This window comes from Microvirga sp. RSM25 (genome assembly GCF_044784385.1).
Taxonomy (GTDB): domain Bacteria; phylum Pseudomonadota; class Alphaproteobacteria; order Rhizobiales; family Beijerinckiaceae; genus Microvirga; species Microvirga tunisiensis.
In genome coordinates, this window is the sequence record NZ_CP173039.1 from 112,867 (window position 1) to 128,048 (window position 15,182).

A 15,182-nucleotide genomic window follows, 5' to 3' on the forward strand; every position below is an offset into this window, starting at 1 on the left:
AGAGAGATTGACGACGGAATAGTTGATGTCGCGGTTTCTTGCAGCTTTGGAAGTATTTTCAGGGGGAGTGCAAGGTAGCATAGACAAGGACCTTGGGGCACGGTCCCGCCACGGGTGACACGGCAGAAGCCGCTCAAGTCATCATTCGGCCACCGCTTGCATGGGGACTTGGCGTCATTGCCGCGCTTGCGCTCAGCTGGTTCATGCCCTTACCGTTCCTGCCGGCGGCCCTACCTGCAGGCTGGCTCGGCGCGACGGTATTTGTCCTCGCGTTGACGCTGGTCGCCTGGGCCATCGTTACAATGACCAGGGCCGGTTCGAGCGTCCCGACGAACCTGCCGACCGCCACCATCGTCAAGGGCGGAACGTTTCGTTTCACGCGCAACCCTATCTACCTCGGCATGTTCCTGGGTCTGATCGGCTTGGCAATCGCGTCTGACAATCTCTGGCCGTTAATAATACTGGTGCCCTTCGCACTCGTCATACGCTACGGCGTCCTGGCCCGCGAGGAAGCCTATTTCGGCCGCAAGTTGGGCGATGTCTATTATAGCTATCGCTCGCGCGTATGCGGCGCACGTGACGATGGAGAGAGACTGCGCGAGCCCTTCTCCCTCTGATTATGCGGCCAAGCGCAGCAATCCTCATGGAATGGGGTTGCTGGGCCCTTGCGCAATCACCATGAAGATGGCTGAGAATACACCGGCTAGTACCAAGCTGCCAAAAAGGGCCGCCCGAATGGGTATACGATAGCTCATCCAAGAGAGGCGAACGGCCTCACTGTGCTCTTGCCGAACAAGTACATCATCGGCATTGATGAAGCGTAGCAGAGCCTCGATATCATCCAGCAAGTTGAGCATCTCTGCGGACGTTGCTCCCTTCCGCCACTGTTGGCGCTGTACTCCGCTGGTCTTGAGTTTAACCGACTTGGCCTGGATACGTCTCGCCTCTCGCACCTCACTGCGGATGGCATAGATGCCGAATGCCATGAGAAGCGGCAGGATGATGACAGAGGTGATGAATGCCCAGTCTGCCGTCGCTAGCTCGGGAAGGAAACGGCCCATGGAACACTCCCTTCGGGAATCCATCACCTACTATTGAGACATGTCTTGGAGACTTTCTTGCGGCAGATAGAATAGGAAACAGGCTTCCGTACAGACGTAGGATACTCCGAGACTTCTGACCCGCGATCTCTCGTCCAAGGCCCCTGATCAGCTCTATCCATAAGGGCTACAGAGACACGGGTCAGTTCAAATGCTTTGAAGAGGCTGAACCGCCATATAAACGCAGAGCGCTCTGGTGCTCTAGACGCTCGAGTTGAGTCCGCGCTCACCTCTTAGTGGAAGTCTCTCTAATTTAGGAGTGCCAAGCCTGGATGCAGCAGGTATCAGTCCGTAAAGCGGACAGTACCGTCCTGGCATACATCGAGTTCAGAGAACTCTGCCGTCGATTCATCCTCGAACGTCGCTGCGACAGCCACCATGCATCCTGTCATTTTCGGCAGCCTCAAAGTAGTTTTCGCCTTCGGGGCAAGCGGCTTGGTCAGTCGAACTGTCTGTCCATTGGCACCAATGGCTACATCAGTCGCAGGTATGTCGCGGGCATTTGTGATGATAACGGTCGAGACTGGCTTCGTTTTGGTAGGTGCAGCAAAGGCACCGGTAGCGGCAAGCAGAAGGCTGGTAGCAGTTGTGATACGGAAAATCATGGCTATTCCTCTCTGTACCATTGGAGATGCATCATACTTGTGGGAGGACATTCAGAACTCCCTCTATTAAGCCGTTGCACTGTAGCTGACGGATTGGCCCAATATGGCCAAGGTGTGCCGTCTTCATTGACGAGGCAGTCATCAAAGAAAAAGCGCCAGTTGCGCTTGGCGCTCAAGGGAGGCCGCCTTTCACGGCCAGTTCCAGAGGAAACAACGACCGTGCCGTCTCGGCACATGAAGAGGCTGCGCCCAAGGAATTAACAAATGGTTGCTGGAACGGAGCAATTGCTCATCTGAACTCCATAGAGCGCACTCTTGCAAAGCCGCCTCATCTGCCGCGCCGCTGCTTTTCTGAGCATCCTTCGAACTGCAGCCAGGGCTCTCGAAACATTCTTATAAATTTCGTGAAGGAATAGACGAGCAAATGCATGCGTTTAGTGGCTATAGGTCGTCGATAGAGATGCAGGATAGGCGTATGAGCAACACCCGACACACGAACGCCGTACAGGGAGCCGATTTAGATCCCACGAACCCCACCAGCACAGGCCCATCCTTTCAGTGCGCAGTGCTCCTCTTTGTTGCATTCCTCTGTTTCTTCATCGGAGCAGCCCTTCTTCTGGCCGGGATCTGACGAGGCTGGGAACCTTAAAGCTTCCATGGACGAGAACGAGACTAATCGCATCATTGGAGACAAAGATGGACTACAAAATTGAGCTCGTGGCTCAGGCCATTCATGAGGCCGAGCAAGCAGCATGCTTGTGGGATAACGAGCCCGCAATCCGAAAGGAGCGGTTCCGGGAGTATGCCCGCAATGCCATTGATCTGCTCGACGACGACATCAGTATTCTTCTTCTGGCTCTGAAGGGGGCGCAGCAGAAGAGCGGTTGTGCGATTAGGAGCCACCGCCTAGTCCATCGGGAGTCGCGAGCTCTTAAGCGGCGTGGTCTTGGCCGCTTTGCTGATGTGACGATTCAGCCCCACTTACTCGATGCCCCAGGTGGTCAGTGTCATCTCGCGTCGCGCGGCCGCTTCGCTGCCGGCTCGATGTGTTCTTTGGGCCTAGGGGCATACGAGCTTTCAGTTCAGCCTCCAGCCACCGCAGTTCCTCTTGGAGCCCTTCAAGGCGCCTCAGTAAAGCGGCATCTGATAAGCTAGGTGAAGCAGCGTGACTGACGCTCTGCACTCGCCCAGCATGGGTGATGCTGCGGATCGCTTCCAGGGATGCTGGGCCAATGCCCGGTGTCGCCAGCCAATGTTTATCCGGGATCTGGTCAACTTCCCGGAGACTAGGACAGCGCCCCTTGAACTCAAGCAAGAGCGGATGCTTCACCCGCGATGGAACGGCTTCGAGAGGAAAAGGCTGATCTAAGTGCATGTGTTACCTCGTAAATCAAACCACATGGCTTGCTATTGCGACGTGCAGATCAAGGCTCTTCCAAGGCGATACGTAGACAGATCCTTGGCTCTCACTCCCTCTACACCGCTGAGGTACCTATAGTCCTCCAGAATTGAGTATGTTTCCTTCAACGACAATGAGGGAAGTTGGTCCACATTGTTTGGGATGCGCTACATAGTGCAGCTTCGTCAGTTGCTCTGATTGCTGATCTGCCCCGAGGCGGACGCGTGTGACCGCTACTGACGTAACACTCTTGTGTTCTGCAGCATTTCCAACAGCGACGGCGACGGCGACGGCAGAGGAGAGGGGTGAACCCCTCTCCCGACGCTATCCCTTAGTCATAGAGGACGGCTGCGATCTTCGGATCGCTTATGTTCGACTTGTCATAGTAGAAGAAGCCAGTGTCGATGATCTTCTCGAGCTTCTCGCCCTTGAGAGCCTTCACGGCCGCCTCGACTGTCTTGTAGCCAATGCCGACAGGGTTCTGGGTGATAGCGCCCGCCATGAGACCCTCCTGAATCGCCTGCTTCTGCTGCTTGCCGGAATCGTAGCCGACGATGACGATCTTCCGGTTCATCTCCCTGGCTCCGTTGACCACGCCGATCGCCGAACCTTCGTTGGCGCCGAAGATGCCCTTGAGCTTCGGATTGGCCTGGAGAACCGACTTCGTGATCTCCGTCGACTTCAGGTGATCGCCGGAGCCGTACTGGATGCTCACGATATTGATCTTCGGGTACTTCTCCTTGATGCGGTTCACGAAGCCGTCCCGCCGGTCGATGCCCGTGCGGCTGGTCTGGTCGTGCACCACGAGAGCGATGTCGCCTTCGCCACCGATCAATTCGGCCATCTTGTCGGCAGCCAGTGCCGCAGCTGCGAGATTGTTGGTGGCTGCCGTGGTCAGCGGAATGTCGCTGTCGACACCGGAGTCGAACGCGATGACCGGAATCTTGGCGGTCTGCGCTTTGCGCAGCAGAGGGACTGCCGCCTGGCTGTCGAGAGCCGCAAAGCCAATCGCTTTCGGATTCTTGGCGAGAGCCGCCGAGAGCATGTCGATTTGCTTGTCGACCATGGTCTCGCTGTCCGGGCCCTCGAACGTGATGCGCACGTTATAGTCCTTGGCCGCCTGTTCGGCCCCGGCTTTGACTGCCTGCCAGAACTGGTGCTGAAAGCCTTTCGAGATAAGTGGGATATAGATCTCCTGGGCCGCTGCCGGGGCTGCGAAACCAATGAGCGCGCCAATGCTGATGGCGCCAATCAGAGTGCGTCTACTCCACATCGTTTCCTCCTGGTCGTTGTTGGTTCTGGCTATTGTCGGATGCGGTGGGCTGGATTGCTGGAACGTGTCGCGTGCTCCTTTTCGCTCGTGAGAAGTAAGGGGAGATGCTCAGCCCTTGCGGCGCAGGATATCGGCGTAAACGGCCAGGATGATGATCACCCCGGTGACGACCGTCTGCCATTCCTGAGCCACCGACAGGATGCGCAGGCCGTTCGTGAGCACGCTGATGATCAGTGCTCCGATGATCGTTCCAAGAATGGTACCGCGCCCGCCGCTCAAGGAAGTTCCGCCGATGACCACGGCCGCGATGGCATCGAGCTCATAGCCTTGGCCGAGCGCCGGCTGGGCGGAGTTGAGCCGCGAGGCGATAATGAGACCGGCAATACCGCAGATCCCGCCTGAAACCGTGTAGACGATGATCTTCCAGAAATCAGTATTCACGCCGGAGAGGCGCACCGCCTCTTCATTGGAGCCGAGGGCAAAGGTGTAACGGCCGAGAGCGGTGCGCGTGAGAATAAGGCTGGAGGCGACCGCGACCACGAAGAGGATCAGGACACCGTTGGGGATCGGCAGGAACGGCAGGATTGCCGCGATCAGCGACTCCTGCGAGATCATCGGGAAGTTCGGTGTATCGTTGAAGTAGATCGGACGCGTTCCCGAGATCACGAGGGCAAGACCCTTCAGCAGCAGCATCATGCCAAGCGTCGCGATAAATGGCGGGATCTTCATCTTAGCGATGAGAGTGCCGGAAACCGAGCCGCAGAGAGCACCTGCGGCAATGGCCGCCAGGATGCCTACGGGCATGGGCAGACCCCAGTAGGTCAGGAACACGCCGGCGATGACCGCGCAGAAGGTCATCAACGTGCCGATAGACAGATCGATGCCCCCAGTAATGATGACGAATGTGGTAGCCACGGCGAGAACGCCGTTCACAGCCGTCGCCTGCAGAATGCCGATAAGGTTGTCGGGCTGGAGGAAGTTATCGGACGCTATACTGAAGACGGCCATCAGGGCGATCAGGCTGGCGAAGGCAAGGATCTTCTGCCATGCCCCTTGGCTGAACACAGCGGATTTGATGACGGTCTGGGCTTCCTTTTCTACGATCGTCGTCACGTGCTTGATCCCCGGGTCGCCGCGTTCAAGGCATTGGTGGTGAGGCTGTGCCGCTGCGTCGCAAGGCGCATGATGTCTTCCTGTGACGCTCCCTCGGCGGGCAGTTCGCCGGTCAGACGACCCTCGCACATCACCGCGATCCGATGACTCATGCGCAGGATCTCGGGCAGCTCCGATGAAATCATCACGATGGCGCGTCCTTGGGCCGCAAGAGTGTTGAGGAGCTTATAGATCTCGTTCTTCGCACCGACATCGATGCCGCGTGTCGGCTCGTCGAAGAACAGGATCTCGCAGTCTCGGGCGAGCCATTTCGCGATGACGATCTTCTGCTGGTTGCCACCTGACAGAAACCGCACCTCCTGAGCATCCGATGGCGTCTTGATCCGCAGCTGCCGGATGTAGGAGCGCGCCGTCTCCCGGATCGCACGTGTCTTGAGGAATATGTTCTTGGAGAGGAAGCGGCTCAGGCATGGCATGACGATATTGGCCGCTACGTCCATGCCGGTCGCCAGTCCGAAACGCTTACGGTCTTCTGACAGATAGCCGATGCCGAGACGGACGGCGTCTTGCGGCGAGCGGATCGTCACAGGCTTGCCCCTGACGATGATCTCGCCGTCGTCAAGCGGATCCGCCCCGAAGATGGCGCGTGCAACCTCCGTCCGACCCGCCCCCATCAAACCGGCAAATCCAAGGATCTCGCCTTTCCGCAGCTTGAAGCTCACGTCCAGGATGTCATTGCTGCGGTGGAGATTGCGGACCTCGAGCACGACGTCATGGCTCGACAGGTCCGGAACTTCCGTCTTCGTCTCGGTGAGGCTTCGGCCGACCATCATCGAGATGATCGTGTCGACACTCGTGGTCGCTGTGGAAACCGTGCCAACATATTCGCCATCGCGCATGATGGTAACGCGGTCGGAGATTTCCTTCAGCTCATCTATCTTGTGCGAAATATAGACGATGCCGACGCCATCGGCCTTGAGCTTCCGGATGATGCTGAACAGTTCTCCGATTTCGGCATTGTTCAAGGCAGCCGTGGGCTCGTCCATAATCAAGACCCTCGACCTGAAGGACAGGGCCTTGGCGATCTCGACCATCTGCTGTTTGGCGACGGTGAGCTGGCCGACCTCGACCCTCGGATCGAGCTTTAGATGCATGCGTTCGAAGATTTCGACGGCAGCTCGGTTCAGAGCCTCTTCATCGAGCAGAAGCCCCATGGCTCGCTTAGGCTCACGACCGATGTAGATGTTCTGCGCGGCCGTGAGGTCGTTCATCAGGTTCAGTTCCTGATGGATGATGCTGATCCCCAGATCCTGCGCGGCTCGCGGAGATGGAATATCGACGGGCACGCCTTCAATGCAGATCTCGCCGGCATCTTTGCGGTAGATCCCGGAAAGAACCTTCATCAAGGTGGACTTGCCGGCGCCGTTCTCACCCATCAGGGCATGGACCTCTCCGGAGAGGAGTTCGAAGCGAGCCTTCTTCAGAGCCTTCACGCCAGGAAATGATTTGTCGAGATCCCTGATCGTGACGAGCGGCGTCATGAGCGACGCTCCGCTTGGTACGATACTGTCGCATGCCTAGGCTGCCTCCAACCCCAGCGGCTGACGAGAACCGGTCTGCGGGATGCCGCACATGCGGCGGCGATCGAGCCAACAATATTCGCCACGTTGGAGTTATTTTTGCGCAGCCGCTGGAGGGCGCTCGGACACTCAACGTCGCAAGCCGCTGCGGTCTGCAGCAGGACGTTATCCTGTACCCGCATCTGTTCCCTCCCGACCGCCACCCAGTGACGGTACTGCGCTCTTGACGCCGTTCCGGTGAGCCCCCTTCGGAGACGGACGAGATTGAACGTGCATAGTTTTATTTTATTTCGAGGATGATATTCATGAAGCCAAGGAGCAGGCAACCGGAAATATGGCTCGGATCGAGTAGGGGCTGTATAAACATGATGATCCCGGTGGCGGATTGCTGGTGTGTGACGAACCGCTCCGGCACGATAAGATGTAGGCGGCTCTGGGCGGGCTCATGGCCACGTAATGCAGCCGAAGCTCCTCCTCGATCTCCGCCGTGGGTGTCGGTGCCGAGATCAGAATGGATGCAGCCGTCGACCACGTTCAGGACGAGGACCGACTTCCACTCCTGCCCCTTGGTGGAACCATGCTAGCTTCCCTGGCAGCACAAGCGAGACTTGTTTCAACGTGGCGCATCGTCAAAGCTCAACGGCGAGTGGGACTTCGTGTCGATGCTGCGGACGGAGTTCCGCCGGGCCGCAAGTGAATTCCTGCACGCCAGTGCCGACGACATCGCTAAGCGCTCCACGACCGATCTAGATATCCTGCCGGCGGAGTGTTGAACGTCAGTCTGTCAGGGATGCCTGTCTGCATGGCCCGAACGTCTATGGATTGACTGTTGGCGACAGAAACAAGGTTCCATCCCGGCACCCGTCAGCGCAATACCACGACCTTGGTGCCTACCCGGGTTCGGTTGTAGAGGTCGACCACGTCAGCATTGGTCATTCGAATGCACCCGGACGAGACGGCATAACCGATGGTCTCCGGCTCATTGGAGCCGTGAATCCGGTACATGGAGGAGCCAAGGTATAGTGCCCGGGCACCCAGCGGGTTGCCCAGGCCACCTTCCATGTAGCGTGGAAGATCAGGGCGCCGCCGCCGCATCGCGGCCGGAGGGCTCCAAGATGGCCATTCCCGTTTCATGCTGACAGTCTTGATCCCGGTCCAGGTGAAGCCCGGACGTCCGACACCGATGCCGTACTGAATGGCCCGCCCGGTGCCGAGTACGAAATAGAGCCGGCGCTGACTGGTGGAGATGACGATCGTGCCTGGCCGATTGTTGCCGGGCCAGAAGACCACCCGCCGAGCAGTCGGGGAGATCGACCCGCCAAATAGGCGCTCGAAGAAGTTGGTAGGCTCGCCACCAAGAGAGGCGACGGTCTGCGCCTGGGCGGAGCCCGTGAACACCAAACTGCACGCAACCAGCACGACAGTGAACACGAAGTGGATCATGCGGACCTCCTCGCGTGGAATGGCACAGCTTCAACGCCTAAGGCCTGGCTTTCGGTTCCTCGCGAATCGGGAGTGCCCCGGAAGGGTTCGAATCGCCCTAGGGTCCGAAAATGGCACTCCCTGGACCAGCAAGCTTGGTCCGTTTCGGCGTCTGAGTGCGGACGTATGTTGAGTGGTCGGAATGTGAAAGTTTGACCCAAACCAGTCATTCAGTATTTGCCAGCGTGGGTTCGAGAAGCGATGGATAAGATGCTCGCGGGTCACGTTGCGCCAGTGCTCGTAATGGCCGCGCCAGGACTCCGCCATGACACTTCTTCCGAGCAGAGGCGCTGGATGTCGATGCACAGGTGACGCGTGGCAGGCCGAGGGGCGTCATGAGCATCGACATAGCGAAGAGCGATGCATGGCAAAGGAGCCGATCTTGGGACGGTTCCACGCTTCAATGGAAGGTCTAACCGCGGAATAGGCAATCTGGATGTCGGCTGCTGGCTTCGGCGAAAACCCCGTTGTGGCAAGTCTCGGAGGCGGAGCGTTGATTAGCTGTCAGGGTCAGCAAGTGACGTTCAGAGGTAACGTCATGAGCTAGACGCGACAGTCGACCTCCGGAACGATGAACCTTGCTGTGGCATTGCCTCCTGCCTCGATCCGCTCTTTCAGGGATGAAGCCAAACATGTTCGATAGCCTGCCTTCTGCGTTGCTCACGCTCTTCCTCGCCTTATGTGTCTTGTGGTTGATCGGTCAAGCGCTCCGGCGTTTCCTGGCATCGCGCAGGATGAGGCGTGCCCCATCTCTTGAAGCGGAGCTCAAGGCTCGCAGGAACCATGAGGATCCGGCCGTATCACGGGCGGCCACTACCGTGTCCACCATTCCCGATGCGGCTGATGTCCTCGCCCTCAAAGCAGCCATCGACAATCTGGCACGGCAAGTTGCTGCCTTAGAGAAACGCTTGTCGATAGGGCAGTCAAGGTTCACACCACTCCCGACACCGCCGAGCGAAAGGACTATCGAGTCGAGATCTGACCTCCCGCCGGTAACGCCAGATCATCGGATCTGAGGCAGGTCTGGCCGCTTTGCTGCCAGTGTGAGAATGGTAGTTTCGGACCTGGGGGCTACGGTCGCGCCATCATGCAGCCGTCGGGGGCCCCTTACGTGGTGCCGGATGTATCTGGGTGTGCACTTCCGGGGCTGCCCCCTCCTCTCGGGCTCCCAGCACCATCTCGGTAGCCCAGTTGAGCAGCAGGGAGGTATAGGACTGCTGCCACGCCTCTTCTGATAGCGCATGATCCGCCTCTTCGATGAGACGGTAGGTCAGCGAGTGGGCACCCTTGAGCGCAGTGAGATAGTTCTCGATCACCGGGTGCGGGATGATGTCGTCGTGCTCCGATTCCACGATCAGCACGTCACCTTGAAACGCCGCACAAGCTGCTAAAGCCCTGTTCTGGTCAGGAGTGACCCGCCCACGGCGGTAGTCGGCCAGACCGTACTTCTTCAACTGCTGCTTTGGCAGAGGCCAATCCTCGTCGCGGTAGAGTGCCGGAACACGTAAGGCGAGCCAGCGCACGGGACGCAATGAACTCAGGATTGCGGCGAGATAACCGCCATAGCTGCTGCCCACAACCGCGATCGCGTTCCGGTCAACTGCGGGGTAGCGGACCAGCGTGTCGTAGGCCGCAAGCACGTCACCCAGGTTGTCCGCGCGCGTGACCGTCTCCTTCTGCGCTTCGGTTCCGGCATGGCCCCGGAGATCGACTGTCAGACAGACACAGCCCAAGGCTGCAATCTCGCGGGCCCTTGCCAAGTACTGTTGTTGGCTGCCGCCCCAGCCATGCAGAAATAGGACGCCGGGCAAAACCGTTGCCGGTGTAACCAAGGTGCCTGAGATCTGCTGATCGTCGACTTGGATGTCGACCTGCTCATCTCGTATCGCCATGCGCCTCAACCACTACGTACTTGGTCAATAATCCTACCCGGTCATCCGTCCCACGGAAATACACCGTCGCCTGGGGCGGAGGAGCCTGGCTCTCACCGTAGACCTCGTAAGTCGACGCACGCACGACCTGGAGGGCAGGATCGGCCCGGAAGGCCTCAAGCGCGGCGATTTCGGCACCTGTGGCGCCACCCATACGCCAGGACTGCTCCAGAACACCCGAGCGCCACTGGCCGCGTGCGTTCGTTCCTTGAGCCACATCGTAGTTACGCCGTGAGGCAAACATTTCCGGAAAGACACTTGTGGCGGCATCGTAGACCCGAGCCTGCCCCACGGCGATGCGAATGCTCTCGGTCAGCGGAAGCCGGACCAGCGCATCAAAGTCGCCGCGCACGACCACGAGATCGGATCCGCCATAGACCTCATCTCCGGCATTGTCCGTTGTCAGGCGCTGACTGCCATAATATGTGGCTGTGAGGTCGACCACGCGCACTTGGCCCACGCTGTAGGTCGTCACCGCTGTAAGGTTCTCCTCCAGGACCAGCCCGGAGTGTAACAGTTCGGTTGGGTCGATTCTGGTAAGGGCTTCCACGAGCTCGCTCAGGCTCCGGATCACCCTCTGTCCCCGTCCGGCCGTTGCGTGCACTGGCTTGAGGCGAGCAGGCCCGTCCTTCAGAAGACGCTCACCGGCGGCATAGGCTTGGTCTTCCGTAAAGACGGAATACCCCTGAAGCACAGCGCTTTGTACTCGGCGGGCGAAGGAGTTGGACCAGCCCCGGGGTGCAGATGCATTGTGCTCAACGAGTGGATGAGTGATGATTTTGGTGGCAACGAACGGATAAGGCACAGCCCCGCCGAAGAGATCGCGCTCGCCCGTGATGCCAAGCTGCGCTGCCTGCTTGATGCCAACCAATGTGTTGCTGGGGACGAAATAAATTCTGCCAGGATGAAGGGAGGATTGGTCGTATTCGCCCGCATAGTCAAATCCCATCAGGGCAGCCAATCGCTTAGCGACGGCTGCCCGGGTGATCCGCTCATGCATATCGACGAACCCGCCGTCTTGGGGAGAGTACTCGACCACTACATCGTCCGCCAAGCTAAGCCCCCATCCGCAGACATCGAAGACCTGTCAGAGCCGAGTGTTAGCGATGCTGCGGAAACCAAGCTCCCGGGCGACCAAGAGTTCCGGTTTTGATGCAGTCCATCTCACCGTTAGGTCAGGTCGTAGCCTGCGGCGGACCTTAACACAGGGACGTACAAGGTCCCGACGCTCTACCGGTAAAGTCTTGAGATTGCCCAAGGACGGGTATTCGCGACGAAACTGACCAAGAGAAGGGTGAGGACTAGACTTCACCAGGGCGCCGGAACGTCGAGGTCATACAAGACCCGAGCTCACGACATTACTCTCGGTAGGCAGTGCCGAGTCTCGCGCTGTCCTCCGGGTCGTGTCCGCCACGTTCGACTTTGAGGCCAAGCGGTTATCAGCGTGGCCGAGTCCTCGGCAACCACAATCGACGGCGCGCCAACTCAAATTCCCGTTTGCGGCAATTCCTGCTCACGGGAGTGTACAGCCAATCATTTCGGGTATGCCGCCCTGGTGCTGCCCGCGATCTACAGGGGTGATTACCAGGTAAGCGAGAAATCCAAGAAGGTTAGAACCTTCAAAGGGTTTGGCTGGTGCTGCCAGAGAGGATCGAACTCTCGACCTCTCCCTTACCAAGGGAGTGCTCTACCACTGAGCTACGGCAGCGCGCCAACGGGGAGGGCCGCTTACTGCCACAGGGCAGCCCTCCATGCAAGCTTGAAAATGATCTTTACTCGGCCGCCTGGACTTTCGGCTCCAGAGGCAGCCTGAGCGCCGTCCAGACCTCCACCAGGGCGGCGGCGAGGGCGTCGATATGGGCGTTGGAGTGGAACGGGCCGGGGGTGATGCGCAGACGCTCGGTACCACGGGGCACGGTGGGATAGTTGATCGGCTGGATGTAGATGCCGTGCTTGTTCAGCAGGCGGTCCGAGGCCGCCTTGCAGGCTTCCGCATCTCCCACCATCACTGGCACGATATGCGTGACCGTGTCGAGGACAGGCAGGCCGACGCCGCTGAGCACCGCTTTGGTGCGGGCCACCTGATGCTGCTGCTGCTGGCGTTCGGTGGACGATTCCTTGAGGTGCCGGATGGATGCCGTGGCGGCTGCCGCGACCGCCGGGGGCAGGGCGGTGGTGAAGATGAAGCCTGGGGCAAAGCTGCGGATGGCGTCCATCACGGCCTTGGTGCCGGTCAGATAGCCGCCCATGACCCCGAAGGCCTTGCCCAGCGTGCCCTCGATCACATCGATCCGGTGCATCGCGCCTTCGCGCTCGGCAATGCCGGCGCCGCGGGAGCCGTACATGCCGACCGCATGAACCTCGTCGATATAGGTCATGGCGCCATAGCGCTCGGCGAGATCGCAGATGGCATGGATCGGGGAGATGTCGCCATCCATGGAATAGACGCTCTCGAACACGATCAGCTTGGGGCGATCACCGGCTGCCTGGAGCAACTCTTCCAGGTGATCGAGGTCGTTGTGGCGGAAGATCGCCTTGTCGCAGCCGGACTGGCGCACGCCCTCGATCATCGAATTGTGGTTGAGCGCGTCCGACAGGATCAGGCAGTCCGGGATCAGCTTGGCGAGCGTCGAGATGCCGGTCTGGTTCGAGACGTAGCCCGAGGTGAAGACCAGCGCCGCCTCCTTGCCGTGCAGGTCGGCGAGTTCGGCCTCGAGCGCCACGATGGGATTGCTGTTGCCGGAGATGTTGCGGGTGCCGCCGGCTCCGGTGCCGAGGCGCCAAGCGGCTTCGACCATGGCCCGGGTGACGTCCCGGTTCTGGCCCATGCCGAGGTAGTCGTTGGAGCACCAGACCGTGATGGGACGGGCCCCCTCCGGAGAGTGCCAGATCGCCTGGGGATAACGGCCGGCCAGCCGCTCGATATCGGCAAAAACGCGGTAGCGCCGCTCGACCTGGAGACGCTCGAGGGCTGACGTGAAGAAGTTATGATAATCCATCATCTCACCGGGTGGGCAACGCAATGCCCGGGGATACTGGACCTATTATGCCAGATCACATTGATCCGGGTCAAAGTCCTGAACCGTGATATTGCGGTTGAGAGCCGCTTGCGAAGCCTCTATTTGATAAAGGCGACGATGGGTCGCGTGAACCATGACTGACGTGAAATCGCAAGAGAAAGCTGACCGGCTGAAGGCGGCCTTGAAAGAGAATCTTAAGCGTCGCAAGGCTCAAGCTCGGGGACGGCAGGCTGTGAAGACGTCCGGAACCGAAGCTGAGAGCTTGAGCGTTTCAGCTGAGCGCGACAAGCCGTCAGACTAGCCTGAAGGGCTCAAGGCGCGCATAGCGCATAGCTCGCTAAAAATATTGCAAGGGGAATTTGATGGATCGCATTCGCATCCGGGGCGGCGCGCCTCTCAACGGCTTGATTCCGATTTCAGGTGCCAAGAATGCGGCCCTGCCTCTCATGATCGCCAGCCTTCTGACGGAGGAAAACCTGGAGCTCGGCAATGTGCCGCGGCTCGCCGATATCTCCTCGCTCCTGCGAATCATGAGTAATTTCGGTGTCGATCACTCGATTGCCGGCCGCCGGCCCGGCCAGTCCTCGGAGACGGGGCAGACCATCCGACTGACGGCCAAGAACATCATCGACACCACGGCCCCGTACGAACTGGTCTCGACCATGCGGGCGAGCTTTTGGGTCATCGCTCCCCTGGTGGCCCGGTTCGGTCATGCCAAGGTGTCCATGCCGGGCGGCTGCGCCATCGGTACCCGGCCGGTCGACCTCCTCATCATGGCACTCGCCAAGCTGGGAGCGGCCATTGAGATCGAGAGTGGTTACGTGGTGGCGACCGCTCCTAAAGGTCTGATCGGCGCCGAGATCGATTTTCCGAAGGTGACGGTCGGCGGCACCCATGTGGCCCTGATGGCGGCAACGCTTGCCCAGGGCACGACCGTGATCCGCAACGCCGCCCGCGAGCCGGAGGTGGCGGATCTGGCCGAATGCCTGATCAAGATGGGCGCCAGGATTGAAGGAGCCGGCACCTCTGAGATCGTGGTCAAGGGCGTATCCCGCCTCGGCGGGGCCTCCCATGACGTCATGCCCGACCGGATCGAGACCGGCACCTATGCCATGGCGGTGGCCATGACGGGCGGCGACCTCGTTCTGGACAACACCCGGCCCGAATATCTCCAGGCCGCCCTCGACGTGCTGGGTCAGGCGGGCATCGACGTGTCCTCGACCCATGGCGGCATTCGCATCCGGCGCAACGGCAATGGCATCCAGCCGGTCGATATTACCACCGACCCGTTCCCAGGCTTCCCGACCGATCTGCAGGCCCAGTTCATGGCCCTCATGACCCGGGCGAACGGCACGTCCCGTATACGCGAGACGATCTTCGAAAACCGCTTCATGCACGTGCAGGAGCTCGCCCGCCTCGGCGCACAGATACGCCTCGACGGGGACAGCGCCTATGTGGATGGCGTGGCCGGCCTCAAGGGAGCGCCGGTCATGGCGACGGATCTTCGCGCCTCCGTGTCCCTGGTTATCGCGGGCCTCGTGGCTGAAGGCGAGACCACCATCAACCGGGTCTACCACCTGGATCGCGGCTTCGAGGCCCTCGAAGCCAAGCTCGCCCGCTGCGGCGCTCAGATCGAGCGCCTGAGGGGCTAAGGACAGAAGGGCCGGCATTTTCAGCCG

General features: G+C 59.7%; 13 protein-coding genes, 1 tRNA gene and 1 pseudogene. 4 read left to right on the plus strand and 11 right to left on the minus strand.

From position 1 onward, the window contains the following. Positions 1 to 92: 92 nt before the first annotated feature. Entirely contained in the window at positions 93 to 617 is a 525-nt protein-coding gene (locus ACD578_RS00490) for a methyltransferase family protein (protein ID WP_404289918.1), read from the plus strand. Positions 618 to 641: 24 nt separating this feature from the next. Here the strand turns inward: ACD578_RS00490 and ACD578_RS00495 are convergent, their stop codons facing one another. Beyond that, entirely contained in the window at positions 642 to 1,061 is a 420-nt protein-coding gene (locus ACD578_RS00495) for a hypothetical protein (protein WP_404289920.1), read from the minus strand. A 323-nt stretch (positions 1,062 to 1,384) separates the two neighbouring features. Further along, the gene (locus ACD578_RS00500) at positions 1,385 to 1,756 is read right to left on the minus strand and encodes a hypothetical protein (protein ID WP_404289922.1); all 372 of its coding nucleotides are present in this window, start codon (positions 1,754 to 1,756) and stop codon (positions 1,385 to 1,387) included. 645 nt (positions 1,757 to 2,401) lie between these two features. On the opposite strand from ACD578_RS00500, the gene ACD578_RS00505 reads away from it, so the two are divergent. Then, positions 2,402 to 2,860 carry a hypothetical protein gene (locus ACD578_RS00505; RefSeq protein ID WP_404289924.1) on the plus strand — a complete coding sequence of 153 codons (459 nt, stop codon included), beginning with the start codon at positions 2,402 to 2,404 and terminating at the stop codon, positions 2,858 to 2,860. Positions 2,861 to 3,435: 575 nt separating this feature from the next. Here the strand turns inward: ACD578_RS00505 and ACD578_RS00510 are convergent. The 4 genes and pseudogenes from ACD578_RS00510 to ACD578_RS00525 form a co-directional block, all read right to left on the minus strand. Beyond that, positions 3,436 to 4,377, minus strand: a complete 942-nt coding sequence (locus ACD578_RS00510) for an ABC transporter substrate-binding protein (RefSeq protein ID WP_404289926.1) — start codon at positions 4,375 to 4,377, stop codon at positions 3,436 to 3,438. 108 nt (positions 4,378 to 4,485) lie between these two features. Continuing rightward, positions 4,486 to 5,481 (minus strand): ABC transporter permease, encoded by a 996-nt coding sequence (locus tag ACD578_RS00515; protein ID WP_404293624.1) that lies wholly within the window; start codon positions 5,479 to 5,481, stop codon positions 4,486 to 4,488. Between the two features lie 5 nt (positions 5,482 to 5,486). Further along, positions 5,487 to 7,031 carry a sugar ABC transporter ATP-binding protein gene (locus ACD578_RS00520; protein WP_404289928.1) on the minus strand — a complete coding sequence of 515 codons (1,545 nt, stop codon included), beginning with the start codon at positions 7,029 to 7,031 and terminating at the stop codon, positions 5,487 to 5,489. A gap of 374 nt (positions 7,032 to 7,405) precedes the next feature. Continuing rightward, a pseudogene (locus ACD578_RS00525) lies at positions 7,406 to 7,644 on the minus strand (3'-5' exonuclease); the annotation flags it as partial. A gap of 34 nt (positions 7,645 to 7,678) precedes the next feature. On the opposite strand from ACD578_RS00525, the gene ACD578_RS00530 reads away from it, so the two are divergent. Then, positions 7,679 to 7,843 (plus strand): hypothetical protein, encoded by a 165-nt coding sequence (locus tag ACD578_RS00530; RefSeq protein ID WP_404289930.1) that lies wholly within the window; start codon positions 7,679 to 7,681, stop codon positions 7,841 to 7,843. A 91-nt stretch (positions 7,844 to 7,934) separates the two neighbouring features. On the opposite strand, the gene ACD578_RS00535 is transcribed toward ACD578_RS00530, so the two are convergent. The 5 genes from ACD578_RS00535 to hemA form a co-directional block, all read right to left on the minus strand. Continuing rightward, positions 7,935 to 8,513: a L,D-transpeptidase gene (locus ACD578_RS00535; RefSeq protein ID WP_404289932.1), complete on the minus strand. Its 579-nt coding sequence runs from the start codon at positions 8,511 to 8,513 to the stop codon at positions 7,935 to 7,937. 1,124 nt (positions 8,514 to 9,637) lie between these two features. Then, positions 9,638 to 10,444: an alpha/beta hydrolase family protein gene (locus tag ACD578_RS00540; protein ID WP_404289934.1), complete on the minus strand. Its 807-nt coding sequence runs from the start codon at positions 10,442 to 10,444 to the stop codon at positions 9,638 to 9,640. Then, positions 10,428 to 11,537, minus strand: a complete 1,110-nt coding sequence (locus ACD578_RS00545; RefSeq protein WP_404289936.1) for a DUF3182 family protein — start codon at positions 11,535 to 11,537, stop codon at positions 10,428 to 10,430. Before ACD578_RS00545 ends, ACD578_RS00540 begins: the two co-directional genes overlap by 17 nt. 579 nt (positions 11,538 to 12,116) lie before the next feature. After that, positions 12,117 to 12,191, minus strand: a tRNA-Thr gene (locus ACD578_RS00550). Between the two features lie 64 nt (positions 12,192 to 12,255). Next, positions 12,256 to 13,482 carry a 5-aminolevulinate synthase gene (hemA, locus tag ACD578_RS00555; RefSeq protein WP_404293626.1) on the minus strand — a complete coding sequence of 409 codons (1,227 nt, stop codon included), beginning with the start codon at positions 13,480 to 13,482 and terminating at the stop codon, positions 12,256 to 12,258. Positions 13,483 to 13,865: 383 nt separating this feature from the next. Here hemA and murA point away from each other — a divergent pair, with 383 nt between their 5' ends. Next, the gene (gene murA / locus ACD578_RS00560) at positions 13,866 to 15,155 is read left to right on the plus strand and encodes a UDP-N-acetylglucosamine 1-carboxyvinyltransferase (protein ID WP_404289938.1); all 1,290 of its coding nucleotides are present in this window, start codon (positions 13,866 to 13,868) and stop codon (positions 15,153 to 15,155) included. Positions 15,156 to 15,182: the final 27 nt, after the last annotated feature.

Bases quoted from the DNA above. Each gene is read 5' to 3' on its own strand.
- ACD578_RS00500 (WP_404289922.1), bottom strand. From the start codon at position 1,756: ATGTCCTCCCACAAGTATGATGCATCTCCAATGGTACAGAGAGGAATA.
- ACD578_RS00535 (WP_404289932.1), bottom strand. From the start codon at position 8,513: ATGATCCACTTCGTGTTCACTGTCGTGCTGGTTGCGTGCAGTTTGGTG.
- ACD578_RS00520 (WP_404289928.1), bottom strand. From the start codon at position 7,031: ATGACGCCGCTCGTCACGATCAGGGATCTCGACAAATCATTTCCTGGC.
- ACD578_RS00540 (WP_404289934.1), bottom strand. From the start codon at position 10,444: ATGGCGATACGAGATGAGCAGGTCGACATCCAAGTCGACGATCAGCAG.
- ACD578_RS00505 (WP_404289924.1), top strand. From the start codon at position 2,402: ATGGACTACAAAATTGAGCTCGTGGCTCAGGCCATTCATGAGGCCGAG.
- ACD578_RS00495 (WP_404289920.1), bottom strand. From the start codon at position 1,061: ATGGGCCGTTTCCTTCCCGAGCTAGCGACGGCAGACTGGGCATTCATC.
- ACD578_RS00510 (WP_404289926.1), bottom strand. From the start codon at position 4,377: ATGTGGAGTAGACGCACTCTGATTGGCGCCATCAGCATTGGCGCGCTC.
- hemA (WP_404293626.1), bottom strand. From the start codon at position 13,482: ATGGATTATCATAACTTCTTCACGTCAGCCCTCGAGCGTCTCCAGGTC.
- murA (WP_404289938.1), top strand. From the start codon at position 13,866: ATGGATCGCATTCGCATCCGGGGCGGCGCGCCTCTCAACGGCTTGATT.